Here is a 13,864-nt window from a genome sequence, read left to right as displayed (position 1 = left end):
TCTACCGGCGCCCCGTATCAAGAGCACTCGCCGGGCGTTCACGCGCCGGGCGATTCCGAGGATTCCGCTGCCGAGATGCCGAGGGCGGACAGGAAGGCCGCGGCGGCAGGGGACGGCGGGAAGCGACTCCAGATGAGGTGCTCCATGCGGGCGGGAGCGTCGCGAAGCCGAAGGACCCGCAGGTCGGGGAGGTCGGACACGAAGGCGGCGGGCATCATCCCGACGCCCAGTCCCTGCCGGATCAGCCGGGCCATGAAGTCCACGGTCGTCACTTCGAAGGCGACCTCGCGCCGGACTCCGGCCGCCGCGAACGCCTCGTCCGTCTGGGCCCGCGCGGCGCTGCCCAGCGGAAAGTCGACGAACGGTTCATCGGACAGCCGTTGCAGGTCCATGCGTTCCTCGTCCGCCAGCGGGTGGTCGGGCGCCACCATGGCGACGAGGTCGCCGCGCGCCAGTTCGCGGCTGCGGACGCCCTGGGGGCGTGCGCCCGGCGGAAGCCCGAGGAAGGCGACGTCCAGGGTGCCCTGCCGTACCCGTTCGATCAGCTCCTCGCTGGCGCCCGAGCGAAGGCTGATCCGCACCTGCCGATGCCGCAGGTGGAACTGTTTCAGCGCGGCCGGCAGATCGACCGCCGTGACGGTGGGGATGGCGCCGATGGCGAGCCGGCCACGGATCTCGCCGAGGGCCGCCGCCACCTCGGCGTGGGCTCGGTCGGCCGCCTCGAGAGCCTGGCGGGCCGCGGGGAGGAACGCGTCGCCGGCGGGGGTCAGCCGGACGCGGCGGCTGGTGCGGTCGAACAGCTTGGCGCCGAGCTCGCGTTCCAGCCGGGCGATCTGGTGGCTCAGCGCGGACTGGACGACCATGCACTGCTCGGCGGCGCGGGTGAAGTTGCTCGTCTCCGCGACCGCGACGACGTAGCGCATCTGCTGAAGCTCCATGGATCAATCGTGAATCACGATCGGTTCGATGACAAACATGCGTTGGACTCATCGATGCTCTCTCGTTGAGGCTGGGGCCATGACGGCGATGAGATCTCACACGGACAACAGCCTGTCGCGGGGGCTGCTGCTGCTCATGTCGACGGCGACCGGACTGGCGGTCGCGGGCAACTACTTCGCGCAGCCGCTGCTCGACCTGATCGGCCGGGAACTGAGGATCGGGCCGTCGTCGGCGGCGCTGCTGGTGACGGCCGCACAGGTCGGGTACGCACTGGGGCTGATCCTGCTGGTGCCGCTCGGTGACCTGATGGAGCGGCGGCGGCTCGCCGTGTCGCTCTACGCGGCGACCGCGGTGTTCCTGCTGCTGTCGGCGACGGCCTCCAACGGCACGGTGCTCCTGGCCAGTACGGCCCTGACCGCGCTGACCTCGGTCGGAGCGCAGGTCGTGGTGCCGTTCGCGGCGACGCTGGCCGCCCCGGCCGAGCGTGGGCGGGTGGTCGGCACGGTGATGACCGGGCTGATGTTCGGCCTGTTGCTGGCCCGCACCGCGTCCGGAACATTGTCGGAGCTGGGCGGGTGGCGCACGGTCTACTGGGTGAACGCGGCCCTGATGGCGCTGATGGCCGTGCTCCTGCGCACCTTCCTGCCCCGGCTCGGCGGAGACGGCGAAGGCCGCTCTTACGCCGGCTTGCTGCGCTCGACGGTCGCCATGTTCCGGTACGAGCCGTTGCTGCGGTGGCGGGCGGGTATCGCCGGGTTGAGCTTTGCCTCGTTCAGCGTGCTGTGGACGGCGCTGACCTTCCTGCTGGTGCGGCCGCCGTACGGCTGGTCGGAGTCGGCCATCGGCCTCTTCGGCCTGGTCGGCGCCGTGGGTGCGCTGACCGCCACGGTGTCGGGGCGGCTGGCCGACCGCGGCTACGTACAGATCGTCTGCGGTGTCGGGACGGTCCTGCTGGTGGTGTCCTGGGCGGCGACCGCGGCGGGCGCCCGCTCGCCGGCCTTGCTGTTCGCCGGAGTGATCGCGCTGGACCTGGCGCATCAGGCCGTGCTCAACAGCAGCCAGAACGTCCTCTACGCGCTCCGGCCCGAGGCCCGCAACCGGATCAACTCCGCCTTCATGACCACCTTTTTCGTCGGCGGCGCGGTGGGGTCAGGGCTGGCCTCGGTGGTCTGGGTGCACGGCGGCTGGACCGGCGTGTGCGTCCTGGGCGCCGCCTTCTCGACCGGGACCGTCGTGCTCTGGGTCCTGGAGCGCCGCGTCGCCGTCGACCGGGCGGCGCCCGACGTCGTCCGCAACCTGGCCCGTATCCCCGCCACCACCAAGGGAGAATGAACGTGTCACGCACCGTGCTGATCACCGGCGCCACCGGAACCGTGTCCACCGCGCTGATCAACGCGCTGGAAGGGGCCGACGTGGACCTTCGTGCACTCGTCCGCGAAGAGCCCAGAGCAGGCGGCCCGCGGAGCGCCGAGGTCTTCGTCGGCGACCTCGATGACGCCCGGTCGCTGCCGCCCGCCTTCGAGGGCGTGCAGGACGTGTGGCTGCTCACGCCGAACGGCCCGCGCACTCCGGAGCACAACATGAACGTCGTGTGGGCCGCGCGGCAGGCCGGCGTGGAGCGCGTCGTGCGCCTGTCCGCCGTCGGCGCGGCACACGACGCGCCGAACCGCAGCGGCAGGCTGCACGCGCTGTCCGACCGGGAGACCGAACGGTGCGGCATGCGCTGGACGATCCTGCGTCCGCACTGGTTCATGCAGAACCTGCTGAACGAGGCGGGCGACATCGCCGCCACCGGCACGTTCTCGCTGAACATGGCCGCTGCGCGGCTCGGCATGATCGACGTACGTGACATCGCCGAGTGCGCCGCCCGCGTGCTCCTCGACGACCCGGATCGCCACCACGGCGAGACGTACACCCTCACCGGCCCGCGCTCGCTGACGTTCGACGAGGTCGCCGGCCAGTTGAGTCTCGCCCTTGGCAGGTCCATCACGTACCTGCCGGTCAGCGACGACGCCAAGCGCAAGACGCTGCTCGGCTACGGCGTCCCGGGATGGATCGCCGACATGCTCGAGGAGTACGCGCAGGCGTATGCCTCCCAGTGGGGAGACTTCACCACCGGCACGGTCGCCGACCTTCTCGGCCGCCCGCCGCGTGACATCGCCGACTTCGCCCGCGACCACGCCGCGGCGTTCACCAGGGAGGACGTCAAGTGATGCGATCGATCAGGGTCCCCGGGGCGATTCTCGCCGCGCTCACACTGGCCGTCGTTACGGGCGGTTCCGCGAGGGCGACATCCGTCGGGACATTCCCGACATCGATCTCGTTGCCCAAGGGCTTCCAGCCCGAGGGCATCGCCACCGGCCTCGGCCCGTTCGCCTTCATCGGCTCCATGGCCGACGGCTCCATCTACCGCGCCGACCTGCGCACCGGACGTGGCGCGATCGTCAGCCGCGGGCCCGGCACGCCGTCCCTCGGGATGAAGCTCGACCCGTACGGACGGCTGTTCGTGGCGGGCGGCACGGGCGGCGACGCGCGCGTCGTCGACGCCCGCACCGGCCGGGTGCTGGCCTCGTACCGGCTGGCCACCGGCCCGTCGTTCGTCAACGACGTCATCCTCACCCAGGGCGCCGCGTGGATCACCGACTCCACGAACCCGGTGCTCTACAAGCTGCCGCTGCGCGGCGGACGGCTGCCCGCCGCCGCGGTGCGGATCCCGCTCACCGGGGATCTGGTGTACGGCGCGGGCTTCAACGCCAACGGCATCACGCCGACCCCGGACGGCCGGGGCCTGATCGTCGTGCAGTCGAACACCGGCGGGCTGTTCCGCGTGGACCCGTCCGGTGCGACCCGCCGAGTGGACCTGCACGGCGAGTCGCTGCCGGACGGCGACGGCCTGCTGTTGCGCGGCCGGACGTTGTACGCGGTGCAGAACCGGCGCAACGTCGTGGCCGTGCTGCGGCTGAACGCGGCGGGCACCGACGGCCACGTCGTACGGCGGGTGGGTGCTCCCCGATTGTTCGACGTGCCGGCGACCGTTGCCGCGTTCGGGACCCGGCTGTACCTTCCCAACGCCCGCTTCGACACGCCGCCGACCCGGGATACGCCGTACACTGCCGTCGCCATTCCCCGCCCCTGAGCGGCGGCCGAGAGCCGGAGGTTGCTGATCGTCATGGATGACCGTCGCCGGGCACTGCTCGATGAGCTTTACGCGGACGGATCGGCCCACGATGCCGGACAGTCGGACCGGCTGCTTCGACGGCGCAACCTCGAGCCCGACGCCGCCGAGCTGCTGACCCTGGCGGTACGCATGACCGGTGCGCGCGACATCGTCGAGATCGGGACGTCCAACGGCTACTCGACGATCTGGCTCGCCGACGCGGCCGCCGACACCGGTGGCACGGTGGTGAGCGTGGACACCGCGAGTACCGACGAGGCCGGCGAGAACCTCCGCCGGGCCGGGCTGGCCGAACGCGTGCACCTCATCCAGGGCGACGGCGGTCGCCACCTGGCGGAGCTGCCGGACGGCAGTGTCGACTTCCTCTTCCTGGACGCCGAGCGGACGGAGTACACGAACTGGTGGCCGCACCCGGTTCGCGTACTTCGTCCGGGCGGGGTGCTGGCGGTCGACAACGTGCTCGCTCCCAGTCCGGACGAGCTGACCGGCTTCCTCGCCCTCGTCGCCGAGGACGGCAGGGTCACCGGGAGCACCGTGTCCGTGGGGAAGGGCCTGCACCTCGCCTGGCGCCGTACCGGCGGATAGCGCCGGACGAAGCCGGCGTCACCGTGGACGGGTCAGCCGGACGTATCCGTAGGGGTTGAAGAACAGGTCGTCCTCGTCACAGCGGTCGTGCGGGCCGGTGCGCAGCACCCATCGGGGGGCGTCCTCGGCCATCCGGAAACCGGCGCCGTCCTCGATCTCCGCCGCGCGCGGATCGGTCAGCAGGTAGGTCGCCAGGGTGTCCAGGTGCGCGACCAGATCCGGCACGCCGTCCTCGGTCAGCTGCTCCTCGTCGACCTCGATCTCCACCTCGGGCGCGCCGAGCAGGTGCATGCCGCAGCTGTAGAGCACCTCGCCGTCGTAGATCGGCCGCTTCACCCAGGCGGTGACGAGCGCATCGGCCAGGTCCTCGTCTTCGGCATCGGCCGCCCGGTCGGCCAGGGCGAGCCAGCGGTCGCGGCCGTGCGCGATTCCGCTGCTCTCGTTCTTCACCGCGGTGGCGCCGGACCGCAACAGAGCGGCCGTCGCGGCCAGCAGCCGCCGCGAAGTGTCGGCCGCCAGTTCCCGCATCATCGGCGCGGACAGCAGGTAGCCGACGGTGTCGTGGGACTCGACGGCGTCCCAGTCCGCCTCGTCGAACGAGGCCCCCGCCATGCTGGCCTCGAACGCCTTCGGCATCCGAGGATCGGGCTCGGTCTCGGAGTACTCACGGTCGAGCACGAAACCGCCGAAGTCGGCGGCGATCCGTTCGATCTCCGAAAGGTCCAGCCCGGAGCCGAGTACGCACAGGACATGCCGGGGAATCGCGTCACTCATCCCGCCACGTTATCGATCATCACCGGCGTCCGCGGCCATGTGCCGCCGAAGGTAGGTGAACCCTACGGTTTCCGGGTAGCTTCGGCGCGTACGAAGTGGGCTCGGCCTGCGAGGACCCTTGGGGGGCAATGTCGGTTTCGGACGTCGGTAGTGGTTCGTCGGCTCCGGTCACCGTGCTGCTCGTCGAGGACGACGAGGTGATCAGGAAGACCGTCGCGATGGCGCTGGAGCGCTACGGCTACCGGATGAGCGTGGCGGGCGACGGCCTCACGGGCCTGGAGGCGTACCGGGAGCAGCGGCACGATGTCCTTCTGCTGGACGTGATGCTGCCGGCGCTGGACGGTATCGGGCTGTGCCGGAAGGTCCGGGAGTGGAGCCAGGTCCCGATCCTGATGATGTCCGCGCGCGGTGACGGGCTGGACGTCGTGGCGGGGTTGGAGGCGGGGGCCGACGACTACGTCGTCAAGCCCGTGGACACCTCCGTGCTGGTCGCCAGGATCCGTTCCCTGCTGCGCCGAGCCGCGTTCCGGCCGGCCTCCGGGGATCCCCCGGAGCCCGCCTCCGATCTGGTCTTCGGGGATCTGACCATCGATCCGGGAGGTCTGGAGGTGCGCCGGGCCGGTGAGCCGGTGGCCCTGGCGCCCACCGAGTTGCGCCTGCTCCTGGCGTTCGCGGCGAACCCGGGGATCGTGCTGGACCGGCGAACGCTGCTGCGCGACGTCTGGGACTACGGGTGGGACGGTGACAGCCGCGTCGTCGACCTGTGCGTTCAGCGGCTGCGCAGGAAGATCGGTGCCGAGCGGATCGAGACGGTCCGCGGCTTCGGCTACAAGCTGCGGCGCTGACGTGGGAAACGCCATCGTCCGACGGACACCCGACCTGCTGAACTGGCGATCGCTCCGCTGGAGGATCGCCGCGCTGGCGGCTGTGGCGTGCTGTGCGGTCGCGCTGGCCGTTGGGCTACTGGTCCACAAGACCACCCTCGGGTGGCTCATGAACCAGGCCAGGGGACGGGCTTACGTCGCACTACAGCAGGACGTGGCGACCTACCGGCGCACGGGCACCGCATCCCCGGACGAAGGCGACCCGCGACTGATCCCGCCCGCCCTGATCGAGCGGGTGAACAGATCGGGGCAGTACGCCACCTGGTACGACGACCGGCGGCCGGACACCCCCTGGATGTGGGCGGCGCAGCGAGTCGACGGCCGGCTGCTGTTCGTGCGGATGGACATGACCAGCGCGAAGCTCAGCCTGCAGGCCCTCGACCGGCACGTCGTCGAGGCCTCGTTGGCCGTGCTGGCGGTCGTCGTGCCCCTGGCCGGGCTGGCCGCCGAGCTGCCCAACCGGCGACTGAGGCGGGTCGCCCGGACCGCACGGCGCATCGCGGACGGCGACCTGGACGCGCGGGCGATGACGGGTGGCCGTCGCGGCCGGGGCGGCGACGAGATCACCGAGATCTCGGTGGCCGTCGACGCGATGGCGGGCGCGCTGCAGGAACGCCTGCTCAGCGAGCAGCGGTTCACCGCCGACGTGGCCCACGAGCTGCGCACTCCGCTGATGGGCCTGGTCACCTCCACCGAGCTGCTTCCCGACGGCGAGGCCACCGAGTTCGTACGCGACCGGGTACGGGCGCTGCGGTCGCTGGTCGAAGACCTGCTGGAGATCACGCGCATCGACGCGGGCGTGGAGCAGGCCGACCTCGCTTCGCTGCCGCTGGACCAGGTTGTCGAGGAGTCTGTACGCCGGACGGGAGCGGAGGCGCGGCTGACGGTGACCGGTGCCCCTGTCGCGTATAGCGATCCGCGTCGGCTCGACCGGATCGTCGCCAACCTGGTCATCAACGCGCACCGCCATGGAAGCCCTCCGGTGGAGGTCACCGTGAGCGGCGCGACGATCGTCGTGCGCGACCACGGTCCCGGGTTCCCCGAGGCGCTGCTGGTGGACGGGCCGGGGCGGTTCCGCACCGGCGCGGCCGAACGCGGCCAGGGCCACGGCCTGGGCCTGACCATCGCCACCGGGCAGGCGGGAGTGATCGGCGGTCGCCTGACGTTCGGCAACGCACCGGACGGTGGCGCGATCGCCACGCTTCACCTACCGGCCGACGACCGGCTCTGAGGCCGGGACCCGCGCCCCCGAGGCTGGGACCCGCGCCCCGGGGCCGGAGCCTCGTCGGCGCTCCGAAGCTCCGAGGCGCCGGGCCGTGGCGAGCCTGACCCGCGTCAACTTGGCGGGCCGCCTCCACCACAAGCTCAAACCAGCTGTCCGGCGGCGAACGTCAGTGATACAGGGCCGATACACACCTAAGCGGTCACTGAGACAGTGTCGCGGCGGACCGGACACCTTTGGCTTTCAAAGTGGCTGGTGCATGCGAATCCCGCATGCGAGTCCCCGGAGGTCTTCATGCACCCTGCCCGTCCCCGGCGATCGGCCGCCTCTGCCGTACTGGCCCTGGCAGCCGTTGCCCTGGCGCTGACCGCGACCCTGATGGCCGCCTTTCCGGCGCAGGCCATCGTGGGTGGCACCGAGTCAACCCGGGCTTACTCGTTCATGGGCTCGTTCCAGCCGTCCTTTCCCCGGCCGCCGCGCCCGGATGGACACGGCTGTGGGGTGGAGGTCCTTGCGCCGCGATGGGTACTGACAGCCAGCCACTGCGCCGGCAGGAACCCGACCGGCGCGAAGGTGGGTGTCCCGCGTGGCTGGAAGGTCCGGATCGGGTCACTGAACACCACGTCCGGAGGCGAGGTCGCCGAGGTCGACCATTACTACCGGCTGGCGACCAACCGCGATGAGGGGGGGGTTCTGGGGCAGGGACCTCGCGTTGATGCACCTGCGGACCCCGGTTCGGGCCAAGCCCGTGCGGATCGCCTCGACCACGCCATCGGAGAACACGCCCGTCCGCATCATGGGCTGGGGCATGACCTGCGACGACAGCAACAATCCGGCGTGTTTCCCCACGCGGCTGCGGGAGGCTGACACCGTAGTGCAGCCGATCTCGACGTGTCCGTCAGCCGCGCCCAGCGGAGAGCTGTGCGTCGGTAGCCGGGACGGCGGGGTCGCCGCGAGCAACATGGATTCCGGCGGGCCTGCGCTCGTCCGCGACGGCGGCCAGTGGGCGGTGGCCGGTGTGGTCAGCGGCCCCGGCGGCGACAACGCGCCGACGCTGTTCACCGATGTCACCAAGCACGCCGACTGGATCAACGGCATCATCACCGGCACCAACGTGCCCCCCGATGACCAGATCCCGAACGTGGAAGGCGCGGTGGACCTGAACGACTGCGTGGGCTCAGTGGTCCGCACCCCCGCCTCCCGGCCGAAGGACCCGGCGCTGATGCTGACCAACGGTCACTGCGTGCAGGGACAGCGGCCCGCGCCCGGAGCCGCGCTGGTGGACCAGCCCGCCGACCGCGAGGTGCCCATCGCCGACCGTCAGGGTTACCCCCAGACCACCGCCCGCGCGAACCGGCTGGTGTACGCGACGATGACCGGCACCGATATCGCGCTTTACCGCCTGGACAAGACCTACGCGCAGCTGAGGGCCGAGGGCGCGAAAGTCTTCCAACTCACCTCCACCCCCGTGAGCGCGGGCGACTCGCTGACCATGGCCTACCCCAGCGTCCGCTTGAACTGCACCGCCGAGGCCGTGGTCACGCACCTGCGGGAGGGCGGCTACCAGCAGGACGACTCGATCCGCTACACCACCAGCAAAGACTGCGACCCCTGGCACGGCACATCCGGCTCGGCGCTGCTGGCCCCCGACGGCGCCACGGTCGTGGGGATCCACAACACCCACAACGACGCCGGCGAGCAGTGCACCGACAACAACCCCTGCGAGGTGGGCCCGGACGGAGCCGTGACCTCCACGCAGGGCCGTGGCTACGGCCAGCAGGTTTACATGATCGCAGCCTGTCTGACCAAGGGATCGAAGCTGAACCTGTCCCGCCAGGGCTGCACCCTCACCAGTGCCACGCCCCGCCCCTGACCACCACGACGGCCACCCCGGTGACGGCGTCATTGAACGCGTAGCCGCATTCTCCGACTCGTCGTCTCATCGTTCGGCGGCGGGGTGGACGAGACCGGACTGGTAGGCGATGACGACCAGTTGGGCGCGGTCGCGGGCGTGCAGTTTGGCCATGGCGCGGTGGACGTGGGTGCGCACCGTCAGCGGGCTGACGACGAACTTCTCGGCGATCTCGTCGTTGGAGAGCCCCTGCGCGGCCAGGGCCATCACCTCGCGCTCGCGGTCGGTGAGCGCGGCCAGCCGCTCGGGCGGAACGAGATGGCCACCGGGTTCGGGGGCGGCCAGGAAGCGGGTGACGAGCGCGCGGGTGGCCGCAGGGGACAGGAGCGCGTCGCCGGAGGCCACCGTACGGATGGCGGCCAGCAGGTCGTCGGCGGCGATGTCCTTGCCGAGGAAGCCGCTGGCGCCGGCGCGCAGGGCCCGCGCGACGTACTCGTCGATCTCGAAGGTGGTGAGGATGAGGACGCGGGTGGCGGACAGGTCCGGATCGGCGCAGATCTCGGTGGTGGAGGTCAGGCCGTCGGTGCCGGGCATGCGGATGTCCATGACGACGACGTCGGGGTGGTGGGCGCGTGTCTGCTCCACGGCCTCCCTGCCGTCGGCGGCTTCGCCGACGACCTCCAGGTCGGCGCAGGAGTCGATCAGGATCCGGAAGGTCTGCCGCAGGAGGGCCTGGTCGTCGGCGAGCAGCACACGGATGGTCATCGGATTCGGTCTTCTTCCAGGGACGTGGGGTGCAGCGGGAGTTCGGCGGTGACCTGGAAGCCGCCTTCGGGGCGGGCACCCGTCCGCAGGCGGCCCCCGACCGACAGGGCGCGTTCGCGCATGCCGACGAGGCCGAAGCCGCTGTTCGGCGCCGGACCGGAAGGGGCCGGTGCGCCTCCGTCGTCGGTGACCGTGACGGTCAGCCGGTCCTGAGAGTAGGCGAGGTTCACCTGCGCCGCCGACGTGCCGGCGTGCTTGGTGACGTTGGTGAGCGCTTCCTGCACGATCCGGAACGCGGTGAGGTCCACCCCTGGGGACAGCGACCTGGGCTCCCCTTCGGTGCTGACGGTGACCTTGAGCCCGGCGGGCTCGAAGGAACCAGTCAGGTCGGACAGCCGCGCGAGCCCGGGGACCGGCTCGATGGGTGCGGCCGGGTCGTCGGCCTGGCGCAGGAGCCCGACGGTGGCCTTGAGCTCGCGCAGCGCCGCCGAGGTCGTGCCGGAGAGGTCCGCGAGGATTTTCTGGACCTGGTCGGGGTGGGTGCGTACCAGGTGCGCGGCGGTGCCGGCCTGCATGTTGGCCAGGACGAGGTGGTGGGCGACGACGTCGTGCAGTTCGCGGGCGATGCGCATGCGCTCGGCGGCGACGCGGTGCCGGGCCTCCTCCTCGCGGGTGCGCTCGGCGTACTCGGCGCGGGCCTTCACCTCCTCCAGGTAGGCCCGCCGCAGCCGGACCGCACTGCCGAGCACGGTCGGCAGCAGCAGCCAGGCGGCGGGTCCGACCCCCCTGAGAAGCAGGACGGTGAGACCGCCGGCCACCTTCGCGTCTACCGGGTGACCGCTGGGGCCGAGGAGAAGGTCGGTGCTCACCACGAGCAGTGCGGCGGTGGAAAGGGCGTAGAGCCGGGTGGACCTGCGGTCGATCTGGGTCGCCAGCGAGTACAGGGCGGCCATGAGCGGTCCCAGCAGCAGGACCGTCAGCAGGTAGCCCAGCGCGGCCATGGCCACCGCGCAGGCGGTGGTCACGGCGACGGTGGCGCGGGGGCGACCGCGGTGCCACAGCAGGGCGATGCAGGAGATGCCCGCCAGCAGCACGCCGGGCCACCACGCGACCCCGAGGTGGCCCGTGCTGCCGGGGAGCCCGACCACGCTGCCGGGAAAGGAGCAGGCGAACAGCAGCAGCGACGCCACCACGTCGACGGGGCGGAGCTGGGCGCGGAGGCCTCGCCACCGGCTTGTGATCATTGAAGGGACTTCCTGTCGGTGCTGTGACCAGCGTGGACGACGATTCGACGGTATGCGAGGAGAGCCACCGAGGCGTCCTGCCGGGAGAAGCGGCACGGCCACCTGGGGCGGCCGTGCGGCCTCGGGCCTAGTGGACGGGTTCGGGCAGCCGTGGCGGGGAGGTGGCGGCTCCGTGGCTCAACGCCTCTCCCTCGACGTCGATACGAGGGAGCAGCCTGTCCAGCCAGCGCGGCATCCACCACGCCCGGTCGCCGAGCAGGGCGAGGACGGCGGGCACGATCGCCATCCGTACGACGAAGGCGTCGAAGAGGACCGCGATGGCCAGGCCGAACCCGATCATCTTGATCATGGACTCACCGGCGCCGATGAACCCGCTGAAGACCGCCATCATGATCAGTGCGGCGGCGACCACCACCCGGGCGCTGTGCCGCAACCCGGAGGCGACCGCCTGGCCGGCGGGTTCTCCGTGGACGTACGCCTCGCGCATGCGGGTGACCAGGAAGACCTCGTAGTCCATGGCGAGCCCGAAGACGATGCCCACCAGGAAGATCGGCATCATGCTCATGATCGGGCCGGTCTGGTGCACGCCGAGGAGACCGGCGAGCCAGCCCCACTGGAAGACCGCGACGACGGCACCGAGGGCGGCCAGCACCGACAGCAGGAAGCCCACGGCGGCCTTGATGGGCACCAGCACGGACCGGAAGACCACCAGCAGGAGCAGGAACGCCAGGCCCACCACGACCGCCAGGTAGGGGATCAGCGCGTCCTGGACCTTGGCGGCGACGTCGATGTTCACCGCGGTGCTGCCGGTGACCTCGAAGGTCGCTCCGGTGGCGGACTCGGTGGCGGGGCGTTCGGTGCGGATGACCTTGACGAGGTCCTTGGTCTTCTGGTCGGTGGGGCTGGTGGCCGGTACCGCGGAGAAGACCGCGGTGTCGCCCGCCGGATTGAACCGGGCCGGTGAGACGGAGACGACCCCGGCGGTGGCACCGATCTTCTCGGAGATCGTCTTCACCGCGGCCTTGGGGTCCCCGGCCCCCTTCGCGTCTACGACGATGGCGAGGGGACCGTTGAAGCCCGGGCCGAACCCTCTGGCGAGGTCGTCGTAGGCGCGGCGCTCGGTGGTGGAGGTGGGCTTGGCCTCGTCTCCGGGCATGCCCAGCTGCAGGTGCGTCACCGGAAGCGCGATCGCGGCCAGGCCCGCGGTGCCGGCGAGGAGCACGGGGATGGGGAACCGCAGTACGAAGGCGGCCCAGCGGCTGCGCCCGTGAGGCGCGCCGCTCCGCTTCGGACCCTTGCGGACGGAGCGCGAGAGCACGGCGTCCGGCCAGAATCCGAGCAGGGCCGGGACCAGGGTCAGCGCGATGAAGACGGCGAGGAGGACCGCCCCCGCGGCAGCCAGACCCATCTTGGTCAGCAGCGGAATGCCGACCACCGAGAGCCCGGCCAACGCGATGATCACGGTGAGCCCGGCGAAGACGACCGCCGATCCGGCGGTACCGACCGCCAGCCCGGTGGCCTCGCGGGGCAGATGCCCGTTGGACCGTTCCTCGCGGTAACGGGAGACGACGAACAGGGCGTAGTCGATCCCGACCGCCAGGCCGAGCATCGTGGCCAGGGTGCCGGTCGTCGCGGACAGCCCGAAGGTCGTGCCCAGCGCCAGGATCGAGGCCATGCTGACACCGACGCCGAGGATCGCGGTCAGCAGCGACAGCCCGGCGGCCGCCAGCGAGCCGAAGGTGATCAGCAGCACGACGGCGGCCACGGCGATGCCGATGCCCTCGGACGGCCCGCCCGCCGCGGGCCGGGTCGCGAGCGCGTCCCCGCCGACCTCGACGGTCAGGCCCGCGTCCCTGGCCTGAGCGATGGCGTCTTTCAGGGTCGTCTTACTCGCGTCGGTGAGGTCGGCGGCCTTGGCCTTGAAGGAGACCGTCGCGTACGCGGTCGAGGCGTCCTTGCTCACCGCGTGCGCCTGGAACGGGGAGACCGCACCGGCGACCTGCGGCCCGTGGGCCGCCTCGGCCACGACCTTGTCGATCGTCTTCCGGTTGTCCGCCGCCGTGACCTTCTGTCCGCTCGGGGCGACGAAGACCAGCCGGGCGTTCGCCCCGTCGGCCTGGGAGCCCGGAAAACGCTGGTCCATCAGGTCGAACGCCTTCTGGGACTCGATGCCCGGCATGGCGAACCCGTCGTCGGGCGCCTCGGAGGCCCTGGTGGCGCTGAATCCGACGGCGGCCATGACGGCCACCCAGAACACGGCGACGAGCCATCGCCACCGGAAGGCCAGACGGCCAAGCCGATAGAGGAATGAAGCCACAGCGGGTCTCCCATCAGATCTCGAGGTACGTCCTCGAGCCTGTCCGAGAGAGACCCGCCCGTCGTCGTGCGGCTGCCGACACTGCGACTACTGAGAACGCAGTACGC

At 71.2% G+C, this 13,864-nt stretch carries 12 protein-coding genes and 1 pseudogene; 8 read left to right on the top strand and 5 right to left on the bottom strand.

Translation table 11 applies throughout. The annotated features are described in order from the left end of the window. Positions 1-38: 38 nt before the first annotated feature. On the bottom strand, positions 39-938 hold the full coding sequence (locus ACYVF7_RS56430; RefSeq protein WP_460356464.1) for a LysR family transcriptional regulator: 900 nt from the start codon (positions 936-938) through the stop codon (positions 39-41). A gap of 88 nt (positions 939-1,026) precedes the next feature. Between ACYVF7_RS56430 and ACYVF7_RS56425 the strand changes: the two genes are divergently transcribed. Genes ACYVF7_RS56425 through ACYVF7_RS56410 form a run of 4 tightly spaced genes read left to right on the top strand, consistent with a single transcriptional unit; the run spans position 1,027 to position 4,699 of the window. After that, positions 1,027-2,271: an MFS transporter gene (locus tag ACYVF7_RS56425; RefSeq protein ID WP_460356462.1), complete on the top strand. Its 1,245-nt coding sequence runs from the start codon at positions 1,027-1,029 to the stop codon at positions 2,269-2,271. A gap of 2 nt (positions 2,272-2,273) precedes the next feature. Further along, complete coding sequence (locus ACYVF7_RS56420; RefSeq protein ID WP_460356459.1) at positions 2,274-3,152, top strand: NmrA family NAD(P)-binding protein; 879 nt, start codon at positions 2,274-2,276, stop codon at positions 3,150-3,152. Then, positions 3,152-4,075: an SMP-30/gluconolactonase/LRE family protein gene (locus ACYVF7_RS56415; RefSeq protein WP_460356457.1), complete on the top strand. Its 924-nt coding sequence runs from the start codon at positions 3,152-3,154 to the stop codon at positions 4,073-4,075. The genes ACYVF7_RS56420 and ACYVF7_RS56415 overlap by 1 nt, the downstream gene beginning before the upstream one ends. 33 nt (positions 4,076-4,108) lie before the next feature. Continuing rightward, the gene (locus ACYVF7_RS56410) at positions 4,109-4,699 is read left to right on the top strand and encodes an O-methyltransferase (RefSeq protein ID WP_460356456.1); all 591 of its coding nucleotides are present in this window, start codon (positions 4,109-4,111) and stop codon (positions 4,697-4,699) included. An 18-nt stretch (positions 4,700-4,717) separates the two neighbouring features. Here ACYVF7_RS56410 and ACYVF7_RS56405 read toward each other — a convergent pair whose 3' ends face one another. After that, complete coding sequence (locus tag ACYVF7_RS56405; protein WP_460356453.1) at positions 4,718-5,473, bottom strand: hypothetical protein; 756 nt, start codon at positions 5,471-5,473, stop codon at positions 4,718-4,720. 128 nt (positions 5,474-5,601) lie between these two features. Between ACYVF7_RS56405 and cseB the strand changes: the two genes are divergently transcribed. The 4 genes and pseudogenes from cseB (at position 5,602) to ACYVF7_RS56385 (ending at position 9,452) form a co-directional block, all read left to right on the top strand. Further along, positions 5,602-6,318 carry a two-component system response regulator CseB gene (gene cseB / locus ACYVF7_RS56400; RefSeq protein WP_460356450.1) on the top strand — a complete coding sequence of 239 codons (717 nt, stop codon included), beginning with the start codon at positions 5,602-5,604 and terminating at the stop codon, positions 6,316-6,318. A 1-nt stretch (position 6,319) separates the two neighbouring features. Further along, positions 6,320-7,588, top strand: a complete 1,269-nt coding sequence (locus ACYVF7_RS56395; protein WP_460356447.1) for an ATP-binding protein — start codon at positions 6,320-6,322, stop codon at positions 7,586-7,588. A gap of 285 nt (positions 7,589-7,873) precedes the next feature. Further along, positions 7,874-8,170, top strand: a pseudogene (locus ACYVF7_RS56390) (trypsin-like serine protease); the annotation flags it as partial. A gap of 124 nt (positions 8,171-8,294) precedes the next feature. Then, positions 8,295-9,452 carry a trypsin-like serine protease gene (locus ACYVF7_RS56385; RefSeq protein WP_460356444.1) on the top strand — a complete coding sequence of 386 codons (1,158 nt, stop codon included), beginning with the start codon at positions 8,295-8,297 and terminating at the stop codon, positions 9,450-9,452. 66 nt (positions 9,453-9,518) lie between these two features. On the opposite strand, the gene ACYVF7_RS56380 is transcribed toward ACYVF7_RS56385, so the two are convergent. The 3 genes from ACYVF7_RS56380 to ACYVF7_RS56370 form a co-directional block, all read right to left on the bottom strand. Next, the gene (locus ACYVF7_RS56380; protein ID WP_460356440.1) at positions 9,519-10,196 is read right to left on the bottom strand and encodes a response regulator transcription factor; all 678 of its coding nucleotides are present in this window, start codon (positions 10,194-10,196) and stop codon (positions 9,519-9,521) included. Then, positions 10,193-11,440: a sensor histidine kinase gene (locus ACYVF7_RS56375; RefSeq protein ID WP_460356438.1), complete on the bottom strand. Its 1,248-nt coding sequence runs from the start codon at positions 11,438-11,440 to the stop codon at positions 10,193-10,195. The genes ACYVF7_RS56380 and ACYVF7_RS56375 overlap by 4 nt, the downstream gene beginning before the upstream one ends. Before the next feature lie 127 nt (positions 11,441-11,567). Further along, entirely contained in the window at positions 11,568-13,757 is a 2,190-nt protein-coding gene (locus tag ACYVF7_RS56370) for an MMPL family transporter (protein WP_460356436.1), read from the bottom strand. Positions 13,758-13,864: the final 107 nt, after the last annotated feature.

It is taken from the genome of Actinoallomurus acanthiterrae, assembly GCF_054775715.1.
This window is presented reverse-complemented; position numbering and strand designations above follow the sequence as displayed.